The organism is Pantoea sp. RIT413 (assembly GCF_003057675.2).
Taxonomy (GTDB): Bacteria; Pseudomonadota; Gammaproteobacteria; order Enterobacterales; family Enterobacteriaceae; genus Pantoea; species Pantoea eucrina.
Map to the genome: position 1 here is coordinate 31,956 of NZ_QBJB02000018.1, position 22,401 is coordinate 54,356.

Sequence of the window (22,401 nt, forward strand, 5' to 3'; positions counted from 1 at the left end):
AGGTGCCCCCTCCGCTTTCCCCTGTCCTGATAGCAATTGCTGTGCCATCTCCCGCGCAATCGTTTACGTTTTCCGTTGCGCATCCGGTTAAGAAAAGTCTGAACCAGAAAGAGGCGCGATTATGGTGCATTGCCCCGCTGCTGCGCAATCGTTTTCCTTGCTGCCCTATAAAGCGCGATAATTTTGCGGTGCCGCACGCTTTCGCGTTCTGCCTGGCGATATCGCTCACGTTTCTGCTGCACGATTCAGCAAGCTAAAAACAGCAGGTTATAGTGCCTTTACTCTCTGCATGATAACGAGGCCGCGCCATGAAGCCCGCGATACTGATCGTTGACGATGATCGTGCCATCTGCGAACTGCTGCACGATGTCTTAAGTGAGCACGTTTCCGCCGTGTATCGCTGCCACCTCGGGCGCGATGTTCAGGCGCTGCTGACGCAGCATCCGGATATTTCGCTGGTGATGCTCGATATGATGCTGCCGGATACGAACGGGCTGCTGGTTCTGCAGCAGATCCAGCGTGAGCGGCCGGATGTGCTGGTGATCATGCTGACCGGAATGGGCTCGGAAGCGGAGATGGTGGTGGGCCTGGAAATGGGTGCCGATGACTATATCGCTAAACCCTTTAATCCGCGCGTGGTCGTGGCGCGGGCGCGCGCCGCACTGCGCCGCAGCGGCAGGCAGGATGAACCAGACGCTGTTATCCCTGCGGGCTGGCAGTTCAACGGCTGGCAGCTGGATGAGGTGCGCTGCCAGCTGCTGAATCCGCAGCGTGAAAGCGTGCCGCTGACGCAGGGGGAATATACGCTGCTGCGCGCGCTGGTCGCACACGCCCGCAAAGTGTTAACCCGCGACCAGCTGCTGGAGCTGACGCACAGCGAAACGCTGGATGTCTTTGACCGTACTATCGACGTGCTGATCATGCGGCTGCGGCGCAAAATCGAAGCTAATCCGCATCAGCCAAACCTTATCCGCACCATTCGCGGCCTCGGCTATGTATTTTCAGCTGACGTGATGCGTCCGGCAGCGCGCGTATCGCAGATCGCCTGATCCATCCAGCGCTGCATCTCCGGCAGCGGCCGGATCCCATCCAGCGCGTTCGCCGCGCGCAGGTTAAAGCAGGCGCAGGTGTGCGCCAGCTGCAGCGTGGCTGACAGCGTAAAGCCCTCGTGGCTGGCGTACAGCACGCCGGCGCAGAAAGCGTCACCCGCTCCCACGCTGCCGACAATGTCGCTGGCATTCAGCCGCCACGCCGGCTGCCAGCACGCCTCTCCGCCCCTTTCTGTCCCCCACGCCCCTTCCGGCGCGTGGATCACCACGCGCTGACGCACCCCCTGCTGCAGCAGCCACGCGCCCGCGGCAGCAAACGTCTCCGGCGATGCCAGCCCGGCGCCGTGCCGCAGCGGGATACCGGTCAGCGCCGCCGCCTCCAGCTCATTAATGATTAAATAGTCGAGCCAGCGCAGCGCCGGCAGCACCAGGCTGCGGTGATCGCCGGCGCGCGAGACCAGATCGAGCGAGGTCAGATAGCCGCGCTGCTGCATCTGCGCCAGCAGCCGCGCGCTGCGCGTGCCGAACTGCGCGTCGGGCCGGTCAAGCTGGTCGAGCAGCAGCAGATAGCCGAGGTGAAAAATGCGGTGCGGAGTAGTGAGGTCGCGGAAATGCGCCACATCAAGTAGCGCGCTGGCGCCGCGCGCGTGAAAAAAGGTGCGCTGACCATCCGGCGCGGTCATTACCTGCGTCATGGCAGTGGCCGCCGCGCGGGTGCGCGTTACGCCGCGGCAATCCACCCCCTCCTCGCGCAGTCGCTGCAGCAGATAGTCACCGTCCGCATCCTCGCCCGTGATACCGGCAGCCGCCAGCGGTAAACCTGACTGCATGCGCGCCAGCGTCAGGAGCACATTCGGCACCGCGCCGCCGCTGCAGCGCTCGCGCGCCACGATTTCGGTCAGCCAGCCCTGATCCGGCCAGTGCGTAATGCGCTGGACATGATCGACCAGCAGAGTACCGGCGGCCAGAATGCCGCTGCGTGCCGTCATCTCAGGCGCGTCCGCTGCTGCCGAAAATCTGCATCTGCTGCGCGACCACGCGGCTGATATTGCGCTCCACCGCCATAAGCAGCTCAGCAAAGCTGTCATAGCGGGCGTCGCGCTGATCCATCTGCGTTTCTATTGCGTCCAGCGCCGCCTGGGACATGCCGGTGTAGAAGTTGATTTTATGAATGCCGAGCGTAATGGCGCGGCGGAAATCGGCGTCGCTAATCCCTGAGCCGCCGTGCAGCACCAGCGGAATATCTGCCGCGCTGCGGATCGCTGCCAGCCGGTCAAAATCGAGGCGCGGTTCGCCTTTATATTTACCGTGTGCGTTACCGATCGCCACCGCCAGGCAGTCGATGCCGGTACTCTGCACAAAGTCAGCCGCCAGCGCCGGATCGGTAAATTTTGCGCTGTCCGCTTCACCGGCCAGCGCCCCGCCCTCGTCGCCTCCCACCGCGCCTAGCTCCGCTTCGACCGAGACGCCCACCGCATGACAGAGTTTTACGACCTCCTGCGTTTGACGCACATTCTCGTCATAGCTCAGCCCGGAGCCGTCAAACATCACCGAGGTAAAGCCCAGGCGCACCGCCTGCACCACCGCCTCGAAATGCAGACCATGATCGAGATTGAGCACCACCGGAATCGCGTGCCGCGCCGCCTCGCAGCGAATCGCCGCGACCAGGTGATCGAGGCTGACATACTTAAAGTGCACCTCTGCAAGGTTGATGATAAAGGGTGAACGCTGCTGCTCCGCTGCCTGAAACAGCGCGCGCAGAAAGTGGGTATCGAGGACGTTAAATGCGCCCAGCGCGTAGCCGTGCTGCTGCGCATGGGCCAGCCCCTGCGCCAGAGATATCAGTGCCATGAAGTGCTCCCGTCACGTGAGGGGTAATGGAGGCTGCGGCGGCCAGGCAACATACCTGCCGCCGCAGCCCTCTCCTGCAGGCAGGAAAGGGATGACGACCGGAAAATCTGCCGCGTTATTTCACTGTCCAGCCTTTGTAACTGCTCACGTTGTCGCGATCGATCATCGTCACCGGAATCAGCACCGGTTTGTCGGGAGCAGACTTGCCTTGCAGTATGTTGTAACCAATTTCCACCGCTTTCTCCGCCATCACCTGCGGGTCCTGCGCCGGGGTCGCCACAAACAGCGAGCCTTTACGCTTCAGCGCCTCTTCCCCGTCCGGTGAACCATCGACCCCTACAATAAAGAATTCGCTGCGCTGCGCCTGTTTGGCCGCCAGGTCAGCGCCGATTGCGGTCGGATCGTTGATAGCAAACACGGCGTCGATTTTCGGATTAGCGGAGAGCAGACCGGTCATTACCTCCAGCCCGCCTTCGCGGCTGCCTTTAGCGTTCTGGTTGTAAGAGAGCAGCTTAATATCGGGGTGCGTCTTCAGCTCGCTCATGCAGCCTTCGACACGGTTCTGCACCGCCGAAACCGGCGGTCCGTTGATGATCACCACGTTGCCCTTCGCCTTCAGCCGGTCAGAGATATATTTACACGCCATCGCGCCTGCCTGGGTGTTATCCGAGGTAATGGTGGCGTTAGCGCCATCTGCGGCCACGTCCACCGCCACCACGACGATGCCGGCGTCGCGCGCCCGCTTCACCGCTGGCGCAATGCCTTTGGAGTCGGCGGCGTTGAGAATGATCATATCGACTTTGGCGGCGATAAAGTTATCGATCTGTCCCACCTGCTGACCGAGATCGTAGCCGCTGGAGACCAGCGTCACGTTGACCTTGTCACCTGCCAGCTCGCGGGCTTTCAGCTCGGCACCTTTGGTGATCTGCACAAAGAACGGGTTGGCCAGATCGCCTACGGTCACCCCTATCGATTTCAGCTCTTTTGCCTGTACCAGCGGCGCGCTCAGCAGCGTGGCGGCCAGCAGTCCGGTTACAATTGGATTAAAACGCATAGTTGATGTTCTCCTGCTTTTTTTATTGTCAGCGGTCCGCGGGATCGCCACCTGGAAATGTTCTGCCGGCCTTCAGCTGACGTGATGACGGGTACGGTATTTATCGATTAACACGGCGACGATGATCACGCCGCCTTTGATCACCAGCTGCCAGAAGTAGGAGACGCCCATCAGCGTCATGCCGTTGTTGAGCGTGGCGATAATCAGTGCGCCAATCAGCGTGCCGGTGATGGTGCCGATACCGCCGACAAAGCTGGTGCCGCCGAGGATCACCGCAGCAATCGCATCCAGCTCATAGCCCACGCCAAGGTTGCCGTTGGCGCTGTAGAGTCGTGAGGCGCTCATCAGCCCTCCCAGCCCGGAGAGCAGGCCGCTCATCGCGTAGACAAAAATCAGCACCGCGCCGACTTTGATCCCGGTCAGACGGGCCGCCTGCATATTGCCGCCCACCGCATAGATATGGATGCCTAAAGTGGTACGGCGCAGAATGAACCAGCAGAGCGCGATAACCGCAAAGGCGATGATGATCAGCCACGGCACCGGCCCGAGATAGCCGTTGCCTATCCACTCAAAATTGATGCTGGAGTTAATGACCGTTGTGCCGTCAGCCAGCAGATAGGCGGCCCCGCGCAGGGCGGTATAGGTGCCAAGCGTGACGATAAACGGCGGCAGCCCGGCCCAGGCGACCAGGATGCCGTTGAACAGTCCCATGATCAGCCCGGCACCCAGTGCAGCAGGGATCGTCAGGCCGGCAAAGGCGGGATCGAGCGACACCACCATCGCGACCACTGCCGTGGTGCCGAGCATGGAGCCCACAGACAGATCGATACCGCCGGTCAGAATGACAAACGTCATCCCCGCCGCCAGCACGATATTGATAGAGGCCTGCCGGGTAATGTTCAGCAGGTTCGCCTCGGTGAAGAAGTTAGGTGCGATAAAGCCAAACACCGCCACAATCAGGATCAGAATCGGCAGGATCCCGATCGTCTGCAGCAGATCGCTCATTAACGCCCGTTTCAGCGTCGGGCTGGTTACGCGTGCGGTTTCGCTGGTCATTCCTTTCTCCTCAGGCTGTAACCGGCTGAGCGCCGGTGGCCAGTGTCATGATATTTTCCTGGCTGATGGCGTCACCGCTCAGCTCGCCGGCAATGGTGCCTTCACGCATGACGTAGACGCGATCGCTCATGCCCACCACCTCCGGCAGTTCGCTGGAGATCATCAGAATCGCCACGCCCTGCTGCGCCAGCTGATTCATCATGCGGTAAATTTCACTCTTCGCACCGACGTCCACACCGCGCGTCGGTTCGTCCAGAATCAGAATGCGCGGCGCAATAGATACCCAGCGGGAGATCAGCAGCTTCTGCTGGTTGCCGCCCGATAGCCCGCCCGCGCGAACCTGCGCATGCGGCACGCGAATATTGAGCGAGGCGATAGCGTCAGTGGCGATCTTCTGCCCCTTACGCCGGTTCAGCAGGCCGTAGCTGGCGTCGCGCTCCAGCGTCGCCATCACAATGTTTTCCCGGGCGGCCAGTTCCAGAAACAGCCCCTGCTCTTTGCGGTTTTCAGTGAGAAAGCCGATGCCGCGCGCGATCGCCTCGCGCGGGGAGCGGATGTGCACTTTTTCTCCGTCAATCCAGATTTCGCCGCCGGCGGGCTGCTGCACGCCAAATATCAGCTGCGCCAGCTCGCTGCGTCCGGCGCCCACCAGGCCGGCGAGGCCGACAATTTCGCCCGCGCGTACCGCCAGGCTGCTGGGGTGGACCTTGTTGCGGTCAGTCAGGTGATTGACCGCCAGGCGGATAGCACCAAACGGAATGTCGCGCGCTTTGTTAAACAGATCGCTGAGCGGACGCCCGACCATCATGCGCACCAGTTCGCTGGCGTTGAGCTGCTCACGCGTCAGGCTGCCGACATACTCACCGTCGCGCAGCACGCTGACGCGATCTGACAGCTCATACACTTCAGCCATGCGGTGACTGATGTAGATAATCGCCATGCCTTCGCTGCGCAGCCGCTTGATCAGCGCAAACAGCTGCTCTGTTTCCCGGCTGGAGAGCGCGGCGGTAGGTTCATCCATCACCAGAATGCGGCTGTTGCGGTGCAGCGCGCGGGCGATCTCCACCTGCTGCTGTTCGGCGATGCTCAGACGGCCGACCAGATCGGTGGCGCTGAAGCGCGCGCCAAGCCGCGCAATCACCTGCTGCGCCTCTTCCGCCATCTGCCGGCGTTTCACCAGCCCGCCGCGCGCAATCTCACTGCCGAGAAAAATGTTCTCTGCCACCGTGAGGTTGGGTGCCAGATTGATCTCCTGATAGATCAGCGTAATGCCCGCCGCCAGCGCCTCTTTAGGGCCGCGGATGGCGTACGGCTTGCCCTCAATCAGGATCTCCCCGCTGCTGGCGCTGTAGGCACCGGCCAGGATTTTCATCAGGGTGCTCTTACCGGCCCCGTTTTCGCCCATCAGCGCGTGTACTTCGCCCGGCCAGATAGTGAGATCCACGCCCTTCAGGGCGTAAAAGCTGCCGAAGCGCCGGGTAATACCGCGCATCTCCAGTATCGGTGCTGTCATTGCCGCGCTCCTGCTGCCGGATAGTGCTGAGCAGTGTCGCCGCGCAACATAAATGGAAAATGTCAGCGCCCGTTCATATTTGTCATATTGCCTCTGCGCGCCACTTTTATACTCGGCTGACGTTCCGCATTGCGAGGGGTGGCGCATGAGTCAGACTCTGCCGTGGTATGCCGGTGCCCGTGGACGCCTGCTGCTGTTTAATCTGCTGGTGGTCGGCGTGACGCTGGCGGTCAGCCTGGTGGCGATTACCGGATTCCGCCACGCCGGCACGATTCAGGAACAGGCGCAGGCGCAGACGCTGGCCGATATGAATGGCAGCCTGGCGCTGGCGCGTGATACGGCCAACGTGGCGACGGCGGCGGTACGCCTGTCGCAGGTGGTGGGTGCGCTGGAGTATCAGAGTGAGTCGGCCCGCCTGCAGCAGACGCAGCAGGCGCTGCAGCAGGCGCTGACGCAGCTGGCGGCGGCCCCCGTGGCCAGGCAGCAGCCCGCCCTGCTCAGCCGTATTCGTGAGCGCAGCCAGATGCTGGAGCAGAGCATCACGCTGCTGCTGCAGCGGGGGCATCAGCGCCACCTGCAGCGCAACACCATGCTGAGCGGGCTGTGGCAGGCGCAGCTGCTGCTGAACCGGATCTCAGCGCTTGCGAGCGACGCCGCTTTTCTGCCGCTGCGCCAGCAGAGCGAGAGCCTGCTGGCGGTAGCGATCCGCTCTGCCGCGCCGCAGGCTGCGGTGCAGCAGCTCTCATCCATTCTTCCGGTCTGGTCAGCCCTGCCGCTGGAAGGCGTGCTGGCGCTGCAGCGGGCGCGCTTTGTCCATGCCCTCCGTGCGCTGGAGCCGGTCGCCGCCGGGCTTGAGGAGAGCGATACCGGCATCGCCTACGCGACCTACCGTATCAAGGCGCTGGTGGCAATGCTCAATGAGGATATCACCCGCTATGTACAGCAGGTGGCGCAGCAGAGCGATGCGCGCAGCGCCAGCACCCACCGTGAACTCAACTCGGTCATTGGTTTTATCGCGCTGTTTATGCTGCTGGCGCTGCTGATCACCGGTTACGCCGGCTACTACATCTACCGCAATCTCGGCTCCGGCCTTACCGCTATCGCCCGCGCGATGACGCAGCTGGCGCAGGGGGAGAAAGGCGTCAGCGTACCCGGCCAGACGCGGCGCGACGAACTGGGCGATCTGGCGCGGGCGTTTAACGTTTTTGCCCGCAACACCGCCTCACTGGCGCACACCTCTTCACTGCTGAAAGAGAAAAGTACCCAGCTGGAGTCAACCTTTCTCGCCATGCGCGACGGCTTTGCGCTGTTTGATAACAGCGGTCAGCTGGTGGTCTGGAACGCGCAGTATGCGCAGCTGCTCGGTATTGCGCCGCATGAGCTGCAGCGTGGCCTGCACTATCAGCAGCTGCTGGCACGGCTGGATCTGCAGCTGCTCAGCCTGCAGGATGCGCAGGAAGTGCGGCTGCCGGACGGGCGGACGCTGGAGCTGCGCTTCAGTCCGGTGCCGCGTCGCGGCATGGTCAACACCGTGCTGGAGCGCACCTCGCGAAAAGCGCTGGAGGAGGCGCTGCTGCACAGCCAGAAAATGAAAGCGGTGGGCCAGCTGACCGGCGGACTGGCGCACGATTTTAATAATCTGCTGGCGGTGATCATCGGCAGCCTGGCGCTCACCGCCGATCAGCTGCCGGCTGGCACGCTGGCAACCCGTATCGAACGCGCCCGCCAGGCGGCGGACCGCGCCGCGCAGCTCACCCAGCGACTGCTCGCGTTTTCCCGTAAACAGGCGCTCTATCCACGGGCGGTCGCGGTCGTGGATCTGGTAGAGGATCTGCATTCGCTGCTGCAGCACGCCCTGCTGCCCGGTCAGCAGCTGGTAACAGAAGCAGCACGCCCGGGCTGGCCGGCATGGATCGATGCCGGTCAGCTTGAAAATGCGCTGATGAACCTGGTGGTTAACGCGCGCGACGCGCTGCAGCAGCAGCCCGGTGAGATAGTGCTGCGCGTCTGGAACCAGCGCAAAGCGTCCGCGGCGGGTAAACGCGAGTGGGTCGTGGTGGAGGTGATCGATCGCGGCTGCGGCATGTCAGCGGAGGTGCGTCAGCAGGTGTTTGAACCCTTCTTCACCACCAAGCCCACCGGCAGCGGCAGCGGTCTGGGGCTATCGATGGTGTATGGCTTTGTGCGGCAGTCGGGCGGTGAAATTGCGCTGGAGACCGCACCGGGCCAGGGTACCACGGTACGCCTGCTGCTGCCGCGCGCGGCGGAGGCGGTACAGCCGGTGGCGGCTCCTCCACCCGCGCAGCCCGGTACGAGCCGCGATCGGCTGGTGCTGGTGCTGGATGATGAACCCGCCGTACGGCAGACGCTGTGTGACCATCTGCATCAGCTTGGCTATCTGACGCTGGAGTGCGCCGACGGTGCCAGCGCGCTGGCGCTGCTGCAGCAGACACCCGATATCGATCTGCTGATCAGCGATCTGATGCTGCCCGGTGCGCTCAACGGCGCCGATGTGATACGCCAGGCGCAGCAGCAGTGGCCGCAGCTCGCCACGCTGCTGGTCAGCGGGCAGGATCTGCGCCGGTCGCAGGTGACGTTACCGCTGTGTGAACGGCTGGCGAAGCCGTGGCAGCAGGCGCAGCTGGTTCAGGCGCTGGAGCGGGCCTGGCAGCGCAGCGCACGGCTTAACCGCGCGCGGCAGGCTGCTGCCACACCGCTTTCCCGCTGATAGCCTGCGCTCAGCACACCGCCACCCGGACAGTATGCGGCAGCGCCATGAGCGTTTCACCGCAGGTAAAAATGAGATCTGACCGCTGCCGGCCGGGATGCGGATGCTCACGCAGATAAGCGAGCACCGCCGGCGGCAGCTGCGGTGCAACCGCGCGCGTTTCACGCAGCCCGTCGCCGCTGAGACGCAGCGTCAGGCCGCCGTTCAGACCTGGCAGCTCAATAATCAGCGTGCGGTTATGCCCGGCGGCAGCCTGCCGGGCCATCAAAGTAGCGGGATCGGGATTCGCACGGGCGTGACTCAGGGCCAGCGAGGCGTTGCAGGCGGAGACAAGCGGTATGCCGGTACAAAAATGCAGCGTGCTGCGCAGCGCCGCACTGTCAATCTGCGGATCGAGCCACAGCGTATCTGCCCCCTCTTCCCGCGTCAGCAGCAGCGCGCTGGCAGCAGAGGAGAGTTCGCGCTGGCCTGGCATCAGCGGCAGCGACACGATAACGCCTGGCTCGCTTATAGCTTTGCGGACGCGGCGGGACGCCTGCTGAGCATCCGCGACGGAATAATGAAAACTGGCCAGTAAAGTCATGGGTCCTCTCCGGATACCGGAATAAACAATAAATAGCCGGGCGCTTTCAGCGCCGTGTCCGGCTGCCCCGCCCGTTTTAATGAACGCTCAGGATGCGCGCAGCAGATGACAGTGCGGTGACGATGGCGTGACGGCGCGATGAATCAGCCGCGGCCAATGAGCAGCTAACGCATCAGGATGATTAATAAGTGCATCTCGCGCCGCGCCGCTCTCCGCCAGGCACAAACCCGTCTTTCTGCTAACTTATTCAATACGGCCGCCTTTTTATATGAAGAAAAAATAATGAATTCAATCAGAACATCCCGTCAATTCCGGCACAGTTTTTTGCGTCAGGTGGTCGCGCCGCTGATCGCGATTCTGGTGCTGTCGTTTGCCGGGGCCGGCAGCGGACTTTACTGGGGGACATCCGTGACCAACAGTGAAGCGCGTGAGCAGCAGCAGCGGATGATTGCCGCCTCATTCGACCAGAGCCTCAGCGAGCATTTGCGCCAGCTGCGCAGCCTGACGCGCTGGTCGCCGCTCGCCAGCCACCTGACGCTGCGTGACGCCGACCGGGCGTGGCTGGATCAGAACGTCGGCAGCTGGCTTTATGAGATGTTTGCCCATCAGCTGATTCTGCTGCTGGACAGCAGGCAGCAGCCGGTTGCCGCCTGGCGCAACGGTGAGCCGGTCAGCCTGCAGGTAGTCGGTCCGTGGCTGCGCGATCTGCTCGCCACGCCGCTGGTAGCCAGCGCGGCTGGCGCAGTAGATCGGGCCGATTTTGTGCGCATTGCCGGTCGCGCTGCCGCGCTGGCCGTGGGTGAAATTAGCGCGCCTGACATGACAAACCGGTTTAGCCTGGTGAGCGTCGCGTTTCTTGACGATGGCTATCTGCGTCACCTTTCCGATCGCAGCCAGCTGGCGCAGCTGCACTTTAGCAACGCGCCACCCACTGATAAGGAGATGGCTTTCTGGCCCCTCTCATCGCAGAGCGGCCAGCGGGTAGGCTATCTGAGCTGGCAACCCGATAAGCCCGGCGCGCAGATGCTGCGCACGATCGTGCCCTCAACGCTGCTGTCGGTGCTGATTATCACCCTGCTCTGCCTGTTTATGGTACGGCGCATCTGGACCTCCTCGCTCAGCCTGTCGCAGTCGCTGGTCCGGCTGGGCGCCAGCGAGGCGCAGGCGCAGCACCTTGCGTTTCATGACGTGCTGACCGGCCTGCCCAACCGCGCGCTGGTGGAAGATCGCCTGACCCAGGCGCTGGCCGCGGCGCTGCGGCACGATCGCCGCGTGGCGCTGCTGCTGCTCGATCTTGATCGGTTTAAAAATATCAATGACACCTGGGGCCATCACGCTGGCGATGAACTGATCCGCGAAGTGGCGCGGCGCCTGAGCGAGATTGTGCGCACCAGCGATACCGTGGGACGCATCGGCGGCGATGAGTTTATTATCGTGATGCCGGATACGGAGACTATCGGCCAGGTGCATACGCTGGCGCAGCGCATTATCAGCGCGCTCAGCGCTCCTTATCATCTGCTGGGCAATGAGCTGTGGGTTGGCGTCAGTATCGGCCTGGCGCTGGCACCGAAAGATGGCGTGGACCGGCTGGAGCTGATGCGTAAGGCGGATATCGCGCTGTATGACGCCAAAAATCACGGGCGCGGTCAGTTTCGCCAGTTCGAAAAAGCGATGGATGAGTCGCTGCGTACCCGGCAGGAGCTGGCGGCAGAGCTGCGTCAGGCGCTGGTTAATTTTACCGGGCTGGCCGTCTGGTATCAGCCGCTGATGGAGATTAACGGTGAACGCGTGGTTGGCGTTGAGGCGCTGCTGCGCTGGCACCATCCGACCCGTGGTGATATCTCACCGGCTGACTTTATCGCTATCGCCGAAGAGACCGGGCTGATCCTGCCGCTGGGCGAGTGGGTGCTGCGCGAAGCGTGTAAGACGTCGCTGAAGCTGCCGCAGGTGGTGGTGGCGGTGAACGTTTCACCGGTGCAGTTTCGCAGCAGCGGCTTTGTCTCCCGGCTGCTGGAGATTGTTGCGAGCGAAGGCGCCGATCCGCAGCGCCTGGAGCTGGAGATCACCGAAGGCGTGCTGATTGAGGATGAGCATGCGGCCCGCAGCTCTATCATTGCGCTGCGCGAAGCGGGCTTCCGTATCGCGCTGGATGATTTTGGCACCGGCTACTCCAGCCTTAACTATCTGAGCAGTTTCCCGGTCGATAAGATAAAAATCGACCGTTCTTTTACCCAGTCGCTCGGCGTGGCAGATAACTCAACCGCGATTATTGAATCCGTCGTTCGGCTGGGGCACGCCATGGGCCTGACCGTCACCGCCGAAGGCGTAGAAACCGAAGGACAGATGCACGCCCTCGCCAACGCCGGCTGTAACCAGCTGCAGGGCTATCTGTTCAGCCACGCCGTCCCGCTGACCGAGATTGAAAAAATGGTATAGGAAACGACAGGATAAAACCCCGTAGGGGCGCCATTTATGGCGCCCTGGCAACAACCGGGCACGGCACATAAACGACGTTAGGTCCACATAAACGAATCCAGGGACGCATAAATGCGTCCCCTACCGGCACCGGGGCTGCGTTATTTATCGCGCCCGAACACAACTTTGTAGGGGCGCCATTTATGGCGCCCTGGTAACAACCGGCACCGTTTTCTTTTTCGCGACATCTCGCATCGTTAACGTGGCTGACTCGCCTTTCTGCGCTGAAAAGAGAGAATAAAGGCGCAAGGAGGCACAATGCGAAACCGAAAAAATCCGCGCCTGACGCAATTTGATTATCGTACGCCCGGCGCTTATTTCGTTACCCTGGTCACCCGACAGCGTGCGCTGCTGCTGGGTGAGATCCTGTCCGGCAGTATGCACGCTTCGCCGTCCGGCCTTTGTGTTGCCGAAGAGTGGGAGCGCCTTTCTGCCCGTTATAACACGCTGGCAACCGATACATTTATTGTGATGCCCAATCACCTGCACGGCATCATCTGGCTTCAGCCGGGTAATATCTGTTGTTTATCAGCCATTATTAATCACTTTAAAGCGGGTATTTCCCGCCAGCTCGGAACGCCTGTCTGGCAGCGTGGCTTTTATGACCGCGTTATCCGCTCGGAACAGGAGCTGTCTGCAGTTCGCCGTTATATTGCAGAGAATCCATTGAAGTGGGAGCTGGACCGGTTGTTTGTACGAGGAGAGACGAGACATTTAAAGGATGCGGGGGTGAATAGATGATGTCAGGGGCGCATAAACGATGCCAGGGACGCATTAATGACGTCAGGGGCGCATAAATGCGCCCCCTACAGCGGCAACGGGGATGCGTTATTTATCGTACCCTAATATAAATCTGTAGGGGCGCCATTTATGGCGCCCTGGTAACAATCGGGCACGGCGCATAAATGACGCCAGGGACGCATGAATGCATCCCCTACGACGGAATCAGCGTTTGGGGCGGATAAGCTGACTGGCGGTGTCACCGATAATCTGTGCCACGCCGCGATCGCCTTTAACCATGGAGGCCATAAAGGATTTCGCCTGCTTAAAGGTGATATGCGGCGGCAGCGGTGCGACTTCCGGATCGGTTTTCACCTCCAGCACCACCGGGCGGTTTGCGCTCAGCGCCTGCTGCCACGCGGCGGCTAACTCATCCGGATTATCCACCACGATCCCCTGCAGGCCAAGACTCTCGGCAAAACGCGCGTAGGGTACATCGGGCAGCTGCTGTGACGCCTCGAAGCGCGGATTGCCTTCCATCACGCGCTGCTCCCAGGTCACCTGATTAAGATCCTGATTGTTAAACACGCAGACGATCAGCCGTGGATCGTCCCACTGCTGCCAGTATTTCTGAATAGTGATCAGCTCAGCCATATTATTCATCTGCATCGCCCCGTCTCCGACCAGCGCCACAACCGGTTTATCGGGATAAGCAAATTTAGCGGCGATAGCGAACGGTACGGCGGCACCCATACAGGCAAGACCGCCGGAGAGCGTGGCGCGCTGCCCCTGCTTCACGCGATAGTCGCGCGCAAACCAGTTGGCGCAGGAGCCGGAATCTGAGGTGACAATAGCGTTATCCGGCAGCTGCGGCGACATCTCCCACACTACCCGCTGTGGATTAACCGGATTAGCCGGCGCCAGCGCCCGCTCCTCCATCAGCTGCCACCAGTCGCGCACCTGCAGCGCAATCTGCTCCTGCCAGTGGCGATCGCTTTTGTGCTGCAGCAGCGGGATCAGCGCCCGCAGCGTTTCGGCGCTATCTCCGTGCAGGTTGACTTCACAGGGGTAGCGCAGGCCCAGCATCGCCGGATCGATATCAATCTGTACCGCCCGCACTTTGCCCTCGGCAGGTAAAAACTCGGTCCACGGGAAGCCGGTGCCGATCATCAGCAGCGTGTCGCACTCCTGCATCAGATCCCACGACGGTTTAGTGCCGAGCAGGCCGATTGATCCGGTGACAAACGGCGCATCGTCCGGCAGCACATCTTTACCCAGCAGCGCTTTGGCGACGCCCGCGCCGAGCAGGTTCGCGACCTGCACCACTTCCACTGCCGCGCCGCGCGCACCTGCGCCAATCAGGATCGCCACCTTGCTGCCGGCATTGAGAACCTCTGCCGCACGCTGCAGATCTGCCTCATACGGCACGATTTTCGGACGCTGATAGCCAGGACCGGAGTGGGTAAAGCCGTGTGCGTGCTGCGGTGGCTGCCAGGTTTCATCCTGAATATCTTTTGGCAGGATCAGCACCGCTACGCCGTTCTGCGCTTTCGCAATGCGTACGCCGCGATCGACCAGATGCTGGATCTGCGCCGGTGCGGCCGCTTCCTGAACAAAATTAGCGACATCAGCAAACACGCGATCGAGGTTCATCTCCTGCTGATAGCTGGCGCCGCGCGCGGTCACTTCAGCCTGTCCGGCGATCGCCAGCACCGGTGCATGATCCATTTTGGCATCGTAAAGACCGGTCAGCAGGTGGGTGGCACCCGGCCCGCCGGTGGAGAGGCAGACGCCAAGCTCACCGGTAAATTTGGCGTGGCCGGCAGCCATAAATGCTGCCATCTCTTCATGCCGCACCTGGATAAACTCAATGCCGGCACCCGCTTTATTGGCGCGCTGGATAGCGCCCAGCACGCCGTTGATGCCATCGCCCGGATAGCCATAAATGCGCGTGACGCCCCACGCCTGCAGGCGCTCGACAAAAAAATCGCTGGTTTTTTTACTCATCCCGCTGCTCCCTTAAAGGCTGTTGTCAGCTTTTAAGGGTAGCTGACAGAAACGGGCGTGCAGAGGATCTGCCGGATTATGGCCTGACTGCGCCCGCTGGCTGCCTAACCCAGCGCCGGGGAGACCAGCGCAAAACAGTGCATCTCCTCTGTCGGGCGCCAGGGGGTGCCGTGCACCATAATGTGCGGCGCATCGACCTGCTGCAGACCCAGCGTTGCCAGCCACTCCGCCAGCCCGGCGTCGGGCGTATCCAGCCGGACAAACTGACCGGTCAGCGTCTGCAGCAGCGTGGCAACGAGCGCCTGCGCCACGCTGCCGTCCCGGGCGATAACCGGGCCGATGGTCCAGCCGCGACCAAAGCGACGCAGGCTGGCAAAACCCTGTATCCCCTGCGCATCGCGTGCCAGCACGCTACCGGGCAGCAACTGCTGCAGCAGACGCGCACGCTGCAGGCCGGTCGCCTGCCAGTCGGGCGTGCAGAGTTCCGCACAGGCTGCGCTGCATGCCGGCTCCAGGCTTAGCGCAGGCGGCAGCGCTATAGCGGGAGGCGCGGCTAATGCCGCCGTCTGGTACTGCCATACCTGACCGCACTCCCTGAATCCCAGCTGTGCATAAAGCCCTTTACCCATTTCCGTTGCATGCAGGCGCAGCGTGCAGCCGGCGAAGCGCGTAATCAGCGCCTGCATTAACTTGCGGCCGATACCGCGTCCGCGCGCCTGCTGATCCACCACCACCAGGCCGATGGTGGCTGCGCTGCTTCCCCAGCGCCAGCCAAGCGCGCAGCCGGAGAGTCGTCCCGCCTCCTCCATCACCACGCCTTCACCCAGCGCAATCAGCTGCTGCCAGTCCTCAGGACGGTGTGGCCAGCCCGCCTGCTGCGTCAGGGCATGGCCCGCCGCGGCGTCGGCCGCCGTAATATCACGCAACGTCATGCTCATGCGGTTCTCCCTTAGTGAATGCAGAAGAAGAGTGCCACACCGCTGCCGCGCCTGACAGCCTCAGATCTGAAAATCGAGCGCCGGCTCTTCTTCACTCTCATAGGAGAGCGCCTGTCGTTTGATCTCCTCCAGCGACAAATTAGCGTTGCAGAGCTCCAGAAACTGCCAGACATAGTTGCGCTGCAGCTGTCCGCGCTTCAGACCAAGCCAGACGGTGTTAGCTTCAAACAGGTGACGGGCATCAATCTTGACCAGGTTTTCGCCCTGATAGATATCACACGCCTGATCGGCGAGTACGCCAACGCCCAGCCCCAGCTCAACATAGGTTTTCACCACGTCAGAATCCTGCGCGCTCAGCACAATATCGGGCCGCAGGCTGGCCGCCTGAAACGCCCGATCCACGCGTGAACGACCGGTGATCCCCTGCCGGTAGGTGATTAACGGCCAGGCGCTCAGGTTTTCAAGCGACACCGGCTGCTGCTGCAGCAGTTCATGCCCGGGCGGCACCAGCAGCGAGTGATGCCAGCTGAACCAGGGGAAAGCCGCCAGGCTGGCATGGTTAACCAGCTGTTCGGAGGCGATACCGACATCCGCCTCGCCGGCCAGCAGCATGGCGACAATCTCCTGCGGCGAGCCCTGATTCAGCTCCAGCCGCACGTTGGGATAGAGCTGACGGAACGCTTTGATGACGCGCGGCAGGCTGTAACGCGCCTGGGTATGGGTGGTGGCAATCGTCAGCACGCCGCTGGTCTCATTGGTAAACACATCGGCCAGACGCCGCACCTTGCCGGCCTCATCGAGAATGCGTTCGGCTATGGTCAGCAGCGCTTTGCCCGGCTCCGTCATGCCCAGCAAACGTTTTCCGCGCCGGATAAATATCTCTACGCCCAGCTCATCTTCCAGATCGCGGATATGCCGGCTGACCCCGGACTGCGAGGTAAACAGCGTGTTGGCGACTTCAGTCAGATTGAAGTCGCAGCGGGCGGCTTCCCGAATAATTTTAAGTTGCTGGAAATTCACACCCTCTCTCCCTTCTGGCACGGTTTTCGCCATGGTAGGGAGCAGGCGTCAATACAACAAATAATAAAAAACCGCCTGTTATGCGGTTTAGTAATAAGGAGCGTTATCGCGATGCTGTGGTTTTTAGCCCACCAGCATCAGCTCGCGATCGGCAACCGCTGGCTTATTCAGCAGCGACAGCAGTATGGTTTTGACCGCCTGCGCCGCAGGTGAGAGCGGCAGCTGCGCAGACATATTCAGCGACAGCGGCAGCGTCAGCGACGGTGAGGTAATGCGCGCCATCCAGGCGTGCGTTGAGCTGACCAGCGCCCGGGCCGCGGATTCAGGCAGCACGGTTACGCCCAGCCCGCTGGAGACCGCGGCGGTCAGGGTGGCGATCGATTCAATTTCGCCGATGATGCGCGCGCTCAGGCGGCGCAGTGAAAACGCTTCGTCTACCCGCTTGCGTACCGCGCTGTAGTCGCGCGGCAGGAACAGGTTCATCTGCGCCACGTCGGCCAGATCCACCGCCGATCCCGGACAGGCGGTGGCGCCGACCAGATAGAGCTCCTCTTTCAGCAGCGGCAGGCTGGTCACGCCAGCCGCAGGCGAGCGATCGTAGAGCACGGCCATATCGAGCTGACCGTTCAGCACTTTATCATTCAGCGAACTGCCGCTGTTTTCATGCAGATACACCAGCACGTCCGGATACTGCTCGCGCACGGTCTGCAGCAGCGGCATGGTCAGAGAAGAGGCGGCCGTGCCGGGTGCGAGACCAATAGAAACCTGTCCGCTCAGCGTCTGGCCCGCTTTGCTGACGGCGGCCTGCGCCTGTTCACACTGGCGCAATATAGTGCGGGCATGCGCATAGAGGATTTTACCCGCGTCGGTGGGCGTTACGCCGCGCTTGGTGCGGATCAGCAGCTGCTGATCCAGCTCGCTCTCCAGCGTTGCCACCTGCTGACTGAGCGCCGGTTGCGCAATGTGCAGCACTTCGGCGGCGCGGGTCAGGCTGCCGATATCGACGATGTTCACAAAATATTTCAGCCGTCTTAAGTTCATGTTGCCTCCGTCAATCCGGTTAACCCCTGAAGGGCGCTTAGCCTGCTGGCCGATAAACAGAGTTTTGCAATAAGCAGGCCAGTTATTTCATCGCGGAAAAAAACGGCGGGCAGTGGTAATTAAGAGACTGGAAAATAAGCTTTTGTGATTACCTGAAAGGAAACAGAGCGTGCTGATGCCGCAGCGGGCGGGTAAAGCGGAGGATAGCATGCACTCTGCTGGTGCAACACCTGCAAGGCAGACGTGCAAAAAAGTGATGACGGAGAGGTGGTAGCGTCCCGTGCCGCCTCCGGCCTGACCCCGGTTATGCCGGGGTCAGCCGTGTCGCAGAGCGAGGTGACTCAGCGTTTTTTGCGGTTGCGATGCATATCAATGGAAACCGCAGCCACAATGATCATGCCTTTGATGATGTCCTGTATATAGGCGTCCACGCCCACGAAGGTAAAGCCGCTTTTGATAAGTCCCAGGATCACGGCGCCGATCAGCGTGCCGGTGATACGCCCCACGCCACCCATCAGGCTGCTGCCGCCGATAACCGCTGCGGCGATAGCATCCAGCTCATACGCCATCCCCATGCTTGACTGGCCGCTGCTGACGCGTGCTGCCAGTACGACGCCTGCCAGGCCCGAGAGCGCGCCGGCGATGGTGTAGACAATGATCAGATACTTGTTAACGTTGATGCCGGACACTTTAGCTGACGTCATGTTGCCGCCAATCGCATAGACATATTTGCCGTAGCGGGTATGTTTCAGCGCGATGTGGAACAGGAACGCCACCACCAGGAAGATGATAACCGGCATGGCGCCCTGACCAATCGAGGTAAAGCTGTCTGACAGAAAGCTGATCGGATTACCCTGCGTATAGTACTGCGCCAGACCGCGCGCGGACACCATCATCCCCAGCGTGGCGATAAAGGGCGGAATACCGGTGCGGGTGATCAGCACGCCGTTGATGACGCCGCACAGCAGCCCGACGCCAATACCGGCGCCGATAGGGATAGCCGCAGGCAGGTTAACCAGCGAGGGAAACATCGGCGACAGGCTTTCTGAGGTTTGCGCCAGGCTTGCCGCCACCACCGCCGTCAGGGCGATAACGGAGCCGGAGGAGAGATCGATACCGGTGGTGATAATGACCTGCGTAACGCCGACCGCGATAATACCGATGATGGCGACCTGCAGCACAATCAGAACTAAACGGTTGGTGTTGAGCAGAAAAGACTGGTCGCGTACGTACCAGCCGGCAATTTCAAAGATCAGCGCAATGCCTAACATCACCACAAAAATGCCGGTATCTTTCGGCAGCTTGTGGCGCAGATTACTGAAGAAGGAGCTTTGTTCAGTGGCCTGCGGGGCCGTAGCTTTTACATTATTCATAGGGATCTCAAGCCTCACTCAGATGCCAGCGACAAAATGGTTTCCTGATCGGCCTCTTCTTTACTGAGGATGCCGGTTATGCGCCCGCCGTGCATCACCATGATGCGGTCACTCATGCCGAGAATTTCCGGCAGCTCAGAGGAGACCATGATGATAGCGACGCCGCGATTAGCGAGTTCGCTGATCAGGCGGTAGATCTCTGCTTTGGCTCCCACATCGATGCCGCGGGTCGGTTCGTCCAGAATCAGGATCTTCGGCTGTGCCAGCAGCCAGCGCGCAATCAGCACTTTCTGCTGGTTACCGCCGCTGAGGTTATTGATGATCTGATCCATGGTCGGGGTTTTGATATTGAGCTTGCGGATCTGCTCCATACAGTCCTGCGCCATTTTCACATGGCTGACAAAGCCGCTTTTGCCGGTGTAACCGGGCATGTTAACGATGCTCATGTTCTCCATTACTGAGAGAACCAGAAACAGCCCTGACTTCTTGCGATCCTCAGTCAGAAACGCCATGCCTTTCTCGATGGCCGTGGAGGGCGAATCGATGCTGACCGGCACGCCGTCAATCAGCACTTCACCGCTGTCGTAGCTCTCCATGCCAAACAGGCTCTCCATCACCTCACTGCGCCCTGCGCCCACCAGCCCGGCCACGCCCAGAATTTCTCCCCTGCGCACGCTGAAGCTGATATCGCTAAAGCGCTCTTTGCTGCTCAGGCCGCGCACCGTCAGCACATCGTCGCCGATGGTGCCGTTGAATTTAGGGAACAGCTGGGTCAGCTCACGCCCTACCATCTGGGTGATCAGCGACTGCCGCGTAAACGCGCTGGTATCGTTGCTGCCGACCCAGGTGCCGTCGCGGAAGATGCTGATCTCATCGGTAATGGTAAAAATCTCATCCATCTTATGGCTGATATAGATAATCGCCTTGCCCTGCGCCCGCAGGTCGCGAATGATAGTGAACAGGTGCGCCACTTCAGTTTCGGTCAGCGCGGAGGTGGGTTCATCCATGATCACCACGTCAGAGTTCCACGATACCGCTTTGGCAATCTCCACCATCTGCTGTGCCGCAATGCTCAGCTCGCCCACCATGCGATCCGCTTTGAGGCGAATATTGAGTTTGTTGAGCAACTCCTGCGTCTGGCGGTTTAGCAGGGCGTGATCGACGAAGCCAAACTTCATCGGTTCACGCCCGAGCCAGATGTTCTCCGCCACGGTCATATGCGGCACCAGGTTCAGCTCCTGATGGATCATCGAGATGCCGGAACGCAGCGCGTCCATGGTGTCCTGAAACTGCACGGGTTCCCCTTTGATGCGAATAGTGCCCTTATCGGGACGGTAAATCCCGATAAGGCATTTCATCAGCGTGGATTTGCCTGCGCCATTCTCGCCCATCAGGGCATGTACCGACCCCGGCCTGATTCGCAGTGAGACGTTATCGAGCGCCTTCACTCCGGGGAAGAACTTGCTGATGCCTTCGGCTTCAAGCGCAAAAGCGGTCATACATCACCTCCATACGGCTTAAGGGGAGAGCGGTTATTTCTGGTTGCGATTCTCAAACTGCGCCATGTTCTCTTTGGTGATCAGCTGGTAAGGGATGTTGATCACTTTCTCAACTTTCTCCCCTTTTGCGAGGCTCACCGCAGCCCGCACCGCGCCTGCACCCTGCCCGCTGGCATCCTGGAAAACCGTGGCGACCATTTTGCCGTTTTTCAGCATCTGCAGCGCATCCGGGGTGCCATCCACGCCGGCGATCAGGATATGGTTCGGGTTTTTACCCAGCGCCTGCAGTGCGCCAATCGCCATTTCATCGTTGTTAGAGGCGATAGCCTGGATGTCATCGCCGGCGGTCATCCAGTTGCTGACCACATCCACCGCGTCGTTACGGGTGAATTTTGCGGTCTGTTTCTGCACCACTTTGATATCGGGATATTTCGCGACCACCGCTTCCACCCCTTTGGTGCGGTCGCGCGTTGATTCGTTCGCTAAATCGCCCATCAGGATCGCCACGTTGCCTTTGCCGTTCATCGCTTTAGCCAGCGCTTCCATCTGCAGGCGACCCGCCAGCTCGGAGTCTGAGCCGACATACGCCATCTTGTCCGTGAGTTCACCGGCAGGTTTACGGTTAACGAAGATCAGCGGAATGTTGGCTTTTTTCGCCGCGTCCATAATCGGTTTCACGGCGTTGGTATCCACCGGGTTGACGATGATGGCGTCCACGCCCTGTCCGATAAAGTTCTGTACCTGCTGCAGCTGCTGTGACACATCCCCTTTGGCATCTTCCAGCTGGCCTTTTACGTTATCTTTCTGCATCTCTTTCTGCATGGCCGTGCGCAGAATGGTCAGGAAATTGTCGTCAAACAGCGCCATTGAGACGCCAACCTGCAGATCTTTCGCCATAACCGCAGCGGGCAACATGCAGGCCAACAGGGAAGTGACTAACGCTTTTTTAAATTTCATAGGGCACCTTCTACCTTCTTATTGTTGGTTAACGCACGCACAGCATGATGCATCAGGTAAATGAAAAAAATTTTTTGCCTTTGCGCACCGCGGCTGGCGTTATTTATGGGTACAGATTTTGGATAGTTGCACTTTTCGCGCTGAAGCCAGCTGATGTTGTTCTGAAGAACGCGCTCCTTATCAACAGGTTAATTTTGCTGTCACCGCCGCCGGGTAAAAAATAGTTTCCGGCGTGATGATAAGCAGTTCATTTGTTTCATACTTGCTTCATATGAAATTTTCATCATAAAAGCACTGAAACGGTTGTTTTAAAATCAGCAAACCGCAAAAATTTGACACGCCTCTAACATCTCAGCGGAAATGCCTCTGAAGTGAGATCCTGTTGGCAGTTTGCTTTGCCACCATATCAGGCAGAAAAGCAGCAGAATGGTGCTTTTGCGCGCACTTAAACCAGAAGTGTGCAGTACGGCTTTGACAAGCGGGATCGGGCTCGCTACTATTCGCCTCGTTCACACGATTCCTCTGTAGTTCAGTCGG

The 22,401-nt window shown here is 60.5% G+C and carries 17 protein-coding genes; 4 read left to right on the forward strand and 13 right to left on the reverse strand.

Features of this window, described 5'->3' with window-relative positions; all coding sequences use genetic code 11:
- Positions 1-308 precede the first annotated feature (308 nt).
- The gene (locus DBY66_RS16255; RefSeq protein ID WP_108569562.1) at positions 309-1,049 is read left to right on the forward strand and encodes a response regulator transcription factor; all 741 of its coding nucleotides are present in this window, start codon (positions 309-311) and stop codon (positions 1,047-1,049) included.
- Here DBY66_RS16255 and DBY66_RS16260 read toward each other — a convergent pair.
- The 5 genes from DBY66_RS16260 to DBY66_RS16280 all read right to left on the reverse strand — a co-directional run bounded on the left by DBY66_RS16260 (position 992) and on the right by DBY66_RS16280 (position 6,523).
- Positions 992-2,038 (reverse strand): carbohydrate kinase family protein, encoded by a 1,047-nt coding sequence (locus tag DBY66_RS16260; RefSeq protein ID WP_108569561.1) that lies wholly within the window; start codon positions 2,036-2,038, stop codon positions 992-994. The genes DBY66_RS16255 and DBY66_RS16260 overlap by 58 nt on opposite strands.
- Position 2,039: 1 nt before the next feature.
- Positions 2,040-2,900, reverse strand: a complete 861-nt coding sequence (locus DBY66_RS16265) for a ketose 1,6-bisphosphate aldolase (protein ID WP_108569560.1) — start codon at positions 2,898-2,900, stop codon at positions 2,040-2,042.
- Between the two features lie 115 nt (positions 2,901-3,015).
- Entirely contained in the window at positions 3,016-3,954 is a 939-nt protein-coding gene (locus tag DBY66_RS16270; protein WP_039385245.1) for an ABC transporter substrate-binding protein, read from the reverse strand.
- Positions 3,955-4,026: 72 nt separating this feature from the next.
- Positions 4,027-5,010: a ribose ABC transporter permease gene (locus DBY66_RS16275; RefSeq protein WP_108569559.1), complete on the reverse strand. Its 984-nt coding sequence runs from the start codon at positions 5,008-5,010 to the stop codon at positions 4,027-4,029.
- Between the two features lie 10 nt (positions 5,011-5,020).
- Positions 5,021-6,523, reverse strand: a complete 1,503-nt coding sequence (locus DBY66_RS16280; RefSeq protein WP_039385247.1) for a sugar ABC transporter ATP-binding protein — start codon at positions 6,521-6,523, stop codon at positions 5,021-5,023.
- 145 nt (positions 6,524-6,668) lie between these two features.
- Here DBY66_RS16280 and DBY66_RS16285 point away from each other — a divergent pair, with 145 nt between their 5' ends.
- Positions 6,669-9,251 carry an ATP-binding protein gene (locus DBY66_RS16285; protein WP_108569558.1) on the forward strand — a complete coding sequence of 861 codons (2,583 nt, stop codon included), beginning with the start codon at positions 6,669-6,671 and terminating at the stop codon, positions 9,249-9,251.
- Between the two features lie 10 nt (positions 9,252-9,261).
- Here the strand turns inward: DBY66_RS16285 and DBY66_RS16290 are convergent, their stop codons facing one another.
- On the reverse strand, positions 9,262-9,834 hold the full coding sequence (locus DBY66_RS16290; protein ID WP_108569557.1) for a phosphonate C-P lyase system protein PhnH: 573 nt from the start codon (positions 9,832-9,834) through the stop codon (positions 9,262-9,264).
- Between the two features lie 279 nt (positions 9,835-10,113).
- Between DBY66_RS16290 and DBY66_RS16295 the strand changes: the two genes are divergently transcribed.
- Both DBY66_RS16295 and DBY66_RS16300 read left to right on the forward strand, forming a co-directional pair.
- Entirely contained in the window at positions 10,114-12,270 is a 2,157-nt protein-coding gene (locus DBY66_RS16295) for an EAL domain-containing protein (RefSeq protein WP_108569610.1), read from the forward strand.
- Between the two features lie 297 nt (positions 12,271-12,567).
- Positions 12,568-13,050 carry a transposase gene (locus tag DBY66_RS16300; RefSeq protein ID WP_104085161.1) on the forward strand — a complete coding sequence of 161 codons (483 nt, stop codon included), beginning with the start codon at positions 12,568-12,570 and terminating at the stop codon, positions 13,048-13,050.
- 204 nt (positions 13,051-13,254) lie between these two features.
- Here the strand turns inward: DBY66_RS16300 and DBY66_RS16305 are convergent, their stop codons facing one another.
- The 7 genes from DBY66_RS16305 to DBY66_RS16335 all read right to left on the reverse strand — a co-directional run bounded on the left by DBY66_RS16305 (position 13,255) and on the right by DBY66_RS16335 (position 21,864).
- Positions 13,255-15,036: a thiamine pyrophosphate-requiring protein gene (locus DBY66_RS16305; RefSeq protein ID WP_039385251.1), complete on the reverse strand. Its 1,782-nt coding sequence runs from the start codon at positions 15,034-15,036 to the stop codon at positions 13,255-13,257.
- Between the two features lie 104 nt (positions 15,037-15,140).
- Complete coding sequence (locus DBY66_RS16310) at positions 15,141-15,974, reverse strand: GNAT family N-acetyltransferase (protein WP_104085163.1); 834 nt, start codon at positions 15,972-15,974, stop codon at positions 15,141-15,143.
- Positions 15,975-16,034: 60 nt separating this feature from the next.
- The gene (cbl, locus tag DBY66_RS16315; protein ID WP_108569556.1) at positions 16,035-16,994 is read right to left on the reverse strand and encodes an HTH-type transcriptional regulator Cbl; all 960 of its coding nucleotides are present in this window, start codon (positions 16,992-16,994) and stop codon (positions 16,035-16,037) included.
- A 123-nt stretch (positions 16,995-17,117) separates the two neighbouring features.
- Complete coding sequence (gene nac, locus DBY66_RS16320; protein ID WP_108569555.1) at positions 17,118-18,035, reverse strand: nitrogen assimilation transcriptional regulator NAC; 918 nt, start codon at positions 18,033-18,035, stop codon at positions 17,118-17,120.
- Between the two features lie 341 nt (positions 18,036-18,376).
- Positions 18,377-19,408 carry an ABC transporter permease gene (locus tag DBY66_RS16325; protein WP_104085164.1) on the reverse strand — a complete coding sequence of 344 codons (1,032 nt, stop codon included), beginning with the start codon at positions 19,406-19,408 and terminating at the stop codon, positions 18,377-18,379.
- A gap of 14 nt (positions 19,409-19,422) precedes the next feature.
- A complete protein-coding gene (locus tag DBY66_RS16330; protein WP_039385263.1) occupies positions 19,423-20,907 on the reverse strand; it encodes a sugar ABC transporter ATP-binding protein in 1,485 nt (494 codons plus the stop codon).
- A gap of 33 nt (positions 20,908-20,940) precedes the next feature.
- The gene (locus tag DBY66_RS16335; RefSeq protein WP_039385265.1) at positions 20,941-21,864 is read right to left on the reverse strand and encodes a sugar ABC transporter substrate-binding protein; all 924 of its coding nucleotides are present in this window, start codon (positions 21,862-21,864) and stop codon (positions 20,941-20,943) included.
- Positions 21,865-22,401: the final 537 nt, after the last annotated feature.

Excerpts from the sequence above, each read along its gene's own strand:
- DBY66_RS16300 (WP_104085161.1), top strand. The coding sequence starts at position 12,568 with ATGCGAAACCGAAAAAATCCGCGCCTGACGCAATTTGATTATCGTACG.
- DBY66_RS16265 (WP_108569560.1), bottom strand. The coding sequence starts at position 2,900 with ATGGCACTGATATCTCTGGCGCAGGGGCTGGCCCATGCGCAGCAGCAC.
- DBY66_RS16275 (WP_108569559.1), bottom strand. The coding sequence starts at position 5,010 with ATGACCAGCGAAACCGCACGCGTAACCAGCCCGACGCTGAAACGGGCG.
- DBY66_RS16255 (WP_108569562.1), top strand. The coding sequence starts at position 309 with ATGAAGCCCGCGATACTGATCGTTGACGATGATCGTGCCATCTGCGAA.
- DBY66_RS16335 (WP_039385265.1), bottom strand. The coding sequence starts at position 21,864 with ATGAAATTTAAAAAAGCGTTAGTCACTTCCCTGTTGGCCTGCATGTTG.
- nac (WP_108569555.1), bottom strand. The coding sequence starts at position 18,035 with ATGAACTTAAGACGGCTGAAATATTTTGTGAACATCGTCGATATCGGC.
- DBY66_RS16325 (WP_104085164.1), bottom strand. The coding sequence starts at position 19,408 with ATGAATAATGTAAAAGCTACGGCCCCGCAGGCCACTGAACAAAGCTCC.
- DBY66_RS16305 (WP_039385251.1), bottom strand. The coding sequence starts at position 15,036 with ATGAGTAAAAAAACCAGCGATTTTTTTGTCGAGCGCCTGCAGGCGTGG.
- DBY66_RS16285 (WP_108569558.1), top strand. The coding sequence starts at position 6,669 with ATGAGTCAGACTCTGCCGTGGTATGCCGGTGCCCGTGGACGCCTGCTG.
- DBY66_RS16330 (WP_039385263.1), bottom strand. The coding sequence starts at position 20,907 with ATGACCGCTTTTGCGCTTGAAGCCGAAGGCATCAGCAAGTTCTTCCCC.
- DBY66_RS16310 (WP_104085163.1), bottom strand. The coding sequence starts at position 15,974 with ATGAGCATGACGTTGCGTGATATTACGGCGGCCGACGCCGCGGCGGGC.
- DBY66_RS16270 (WP_039385245.1), bottom strand. The coding sequence starts at position 3,954 with ATGCGTTTTAATCCAATTGTAACCGGACTGCTGGCCGCCACGCTGCTG.
- DBY66_RS16260 (WP_108569561.1), bottom strand. The coding sequence starts at position 2,038 with ATGACGGCACGCAGCGGCATTCTGGCCGCCGGTACTCTGCTGGTCGAT.
- DBY66_RS16290 (WP_108569557.1), bottom strand. The coding sequence starts at position 9,834 with ATGACTTTACTGGCCAGTTTTCATTATTCCGTCGCGGATGCTCAGCAG.
- DBY66_RS16280 (WP_039385247.1), bottom strand. The coding sequence starts at position 6,523 with ATGACAGCACCGATACTGGAGATGCGCGGTATTACCCGGCGCTTCGGC.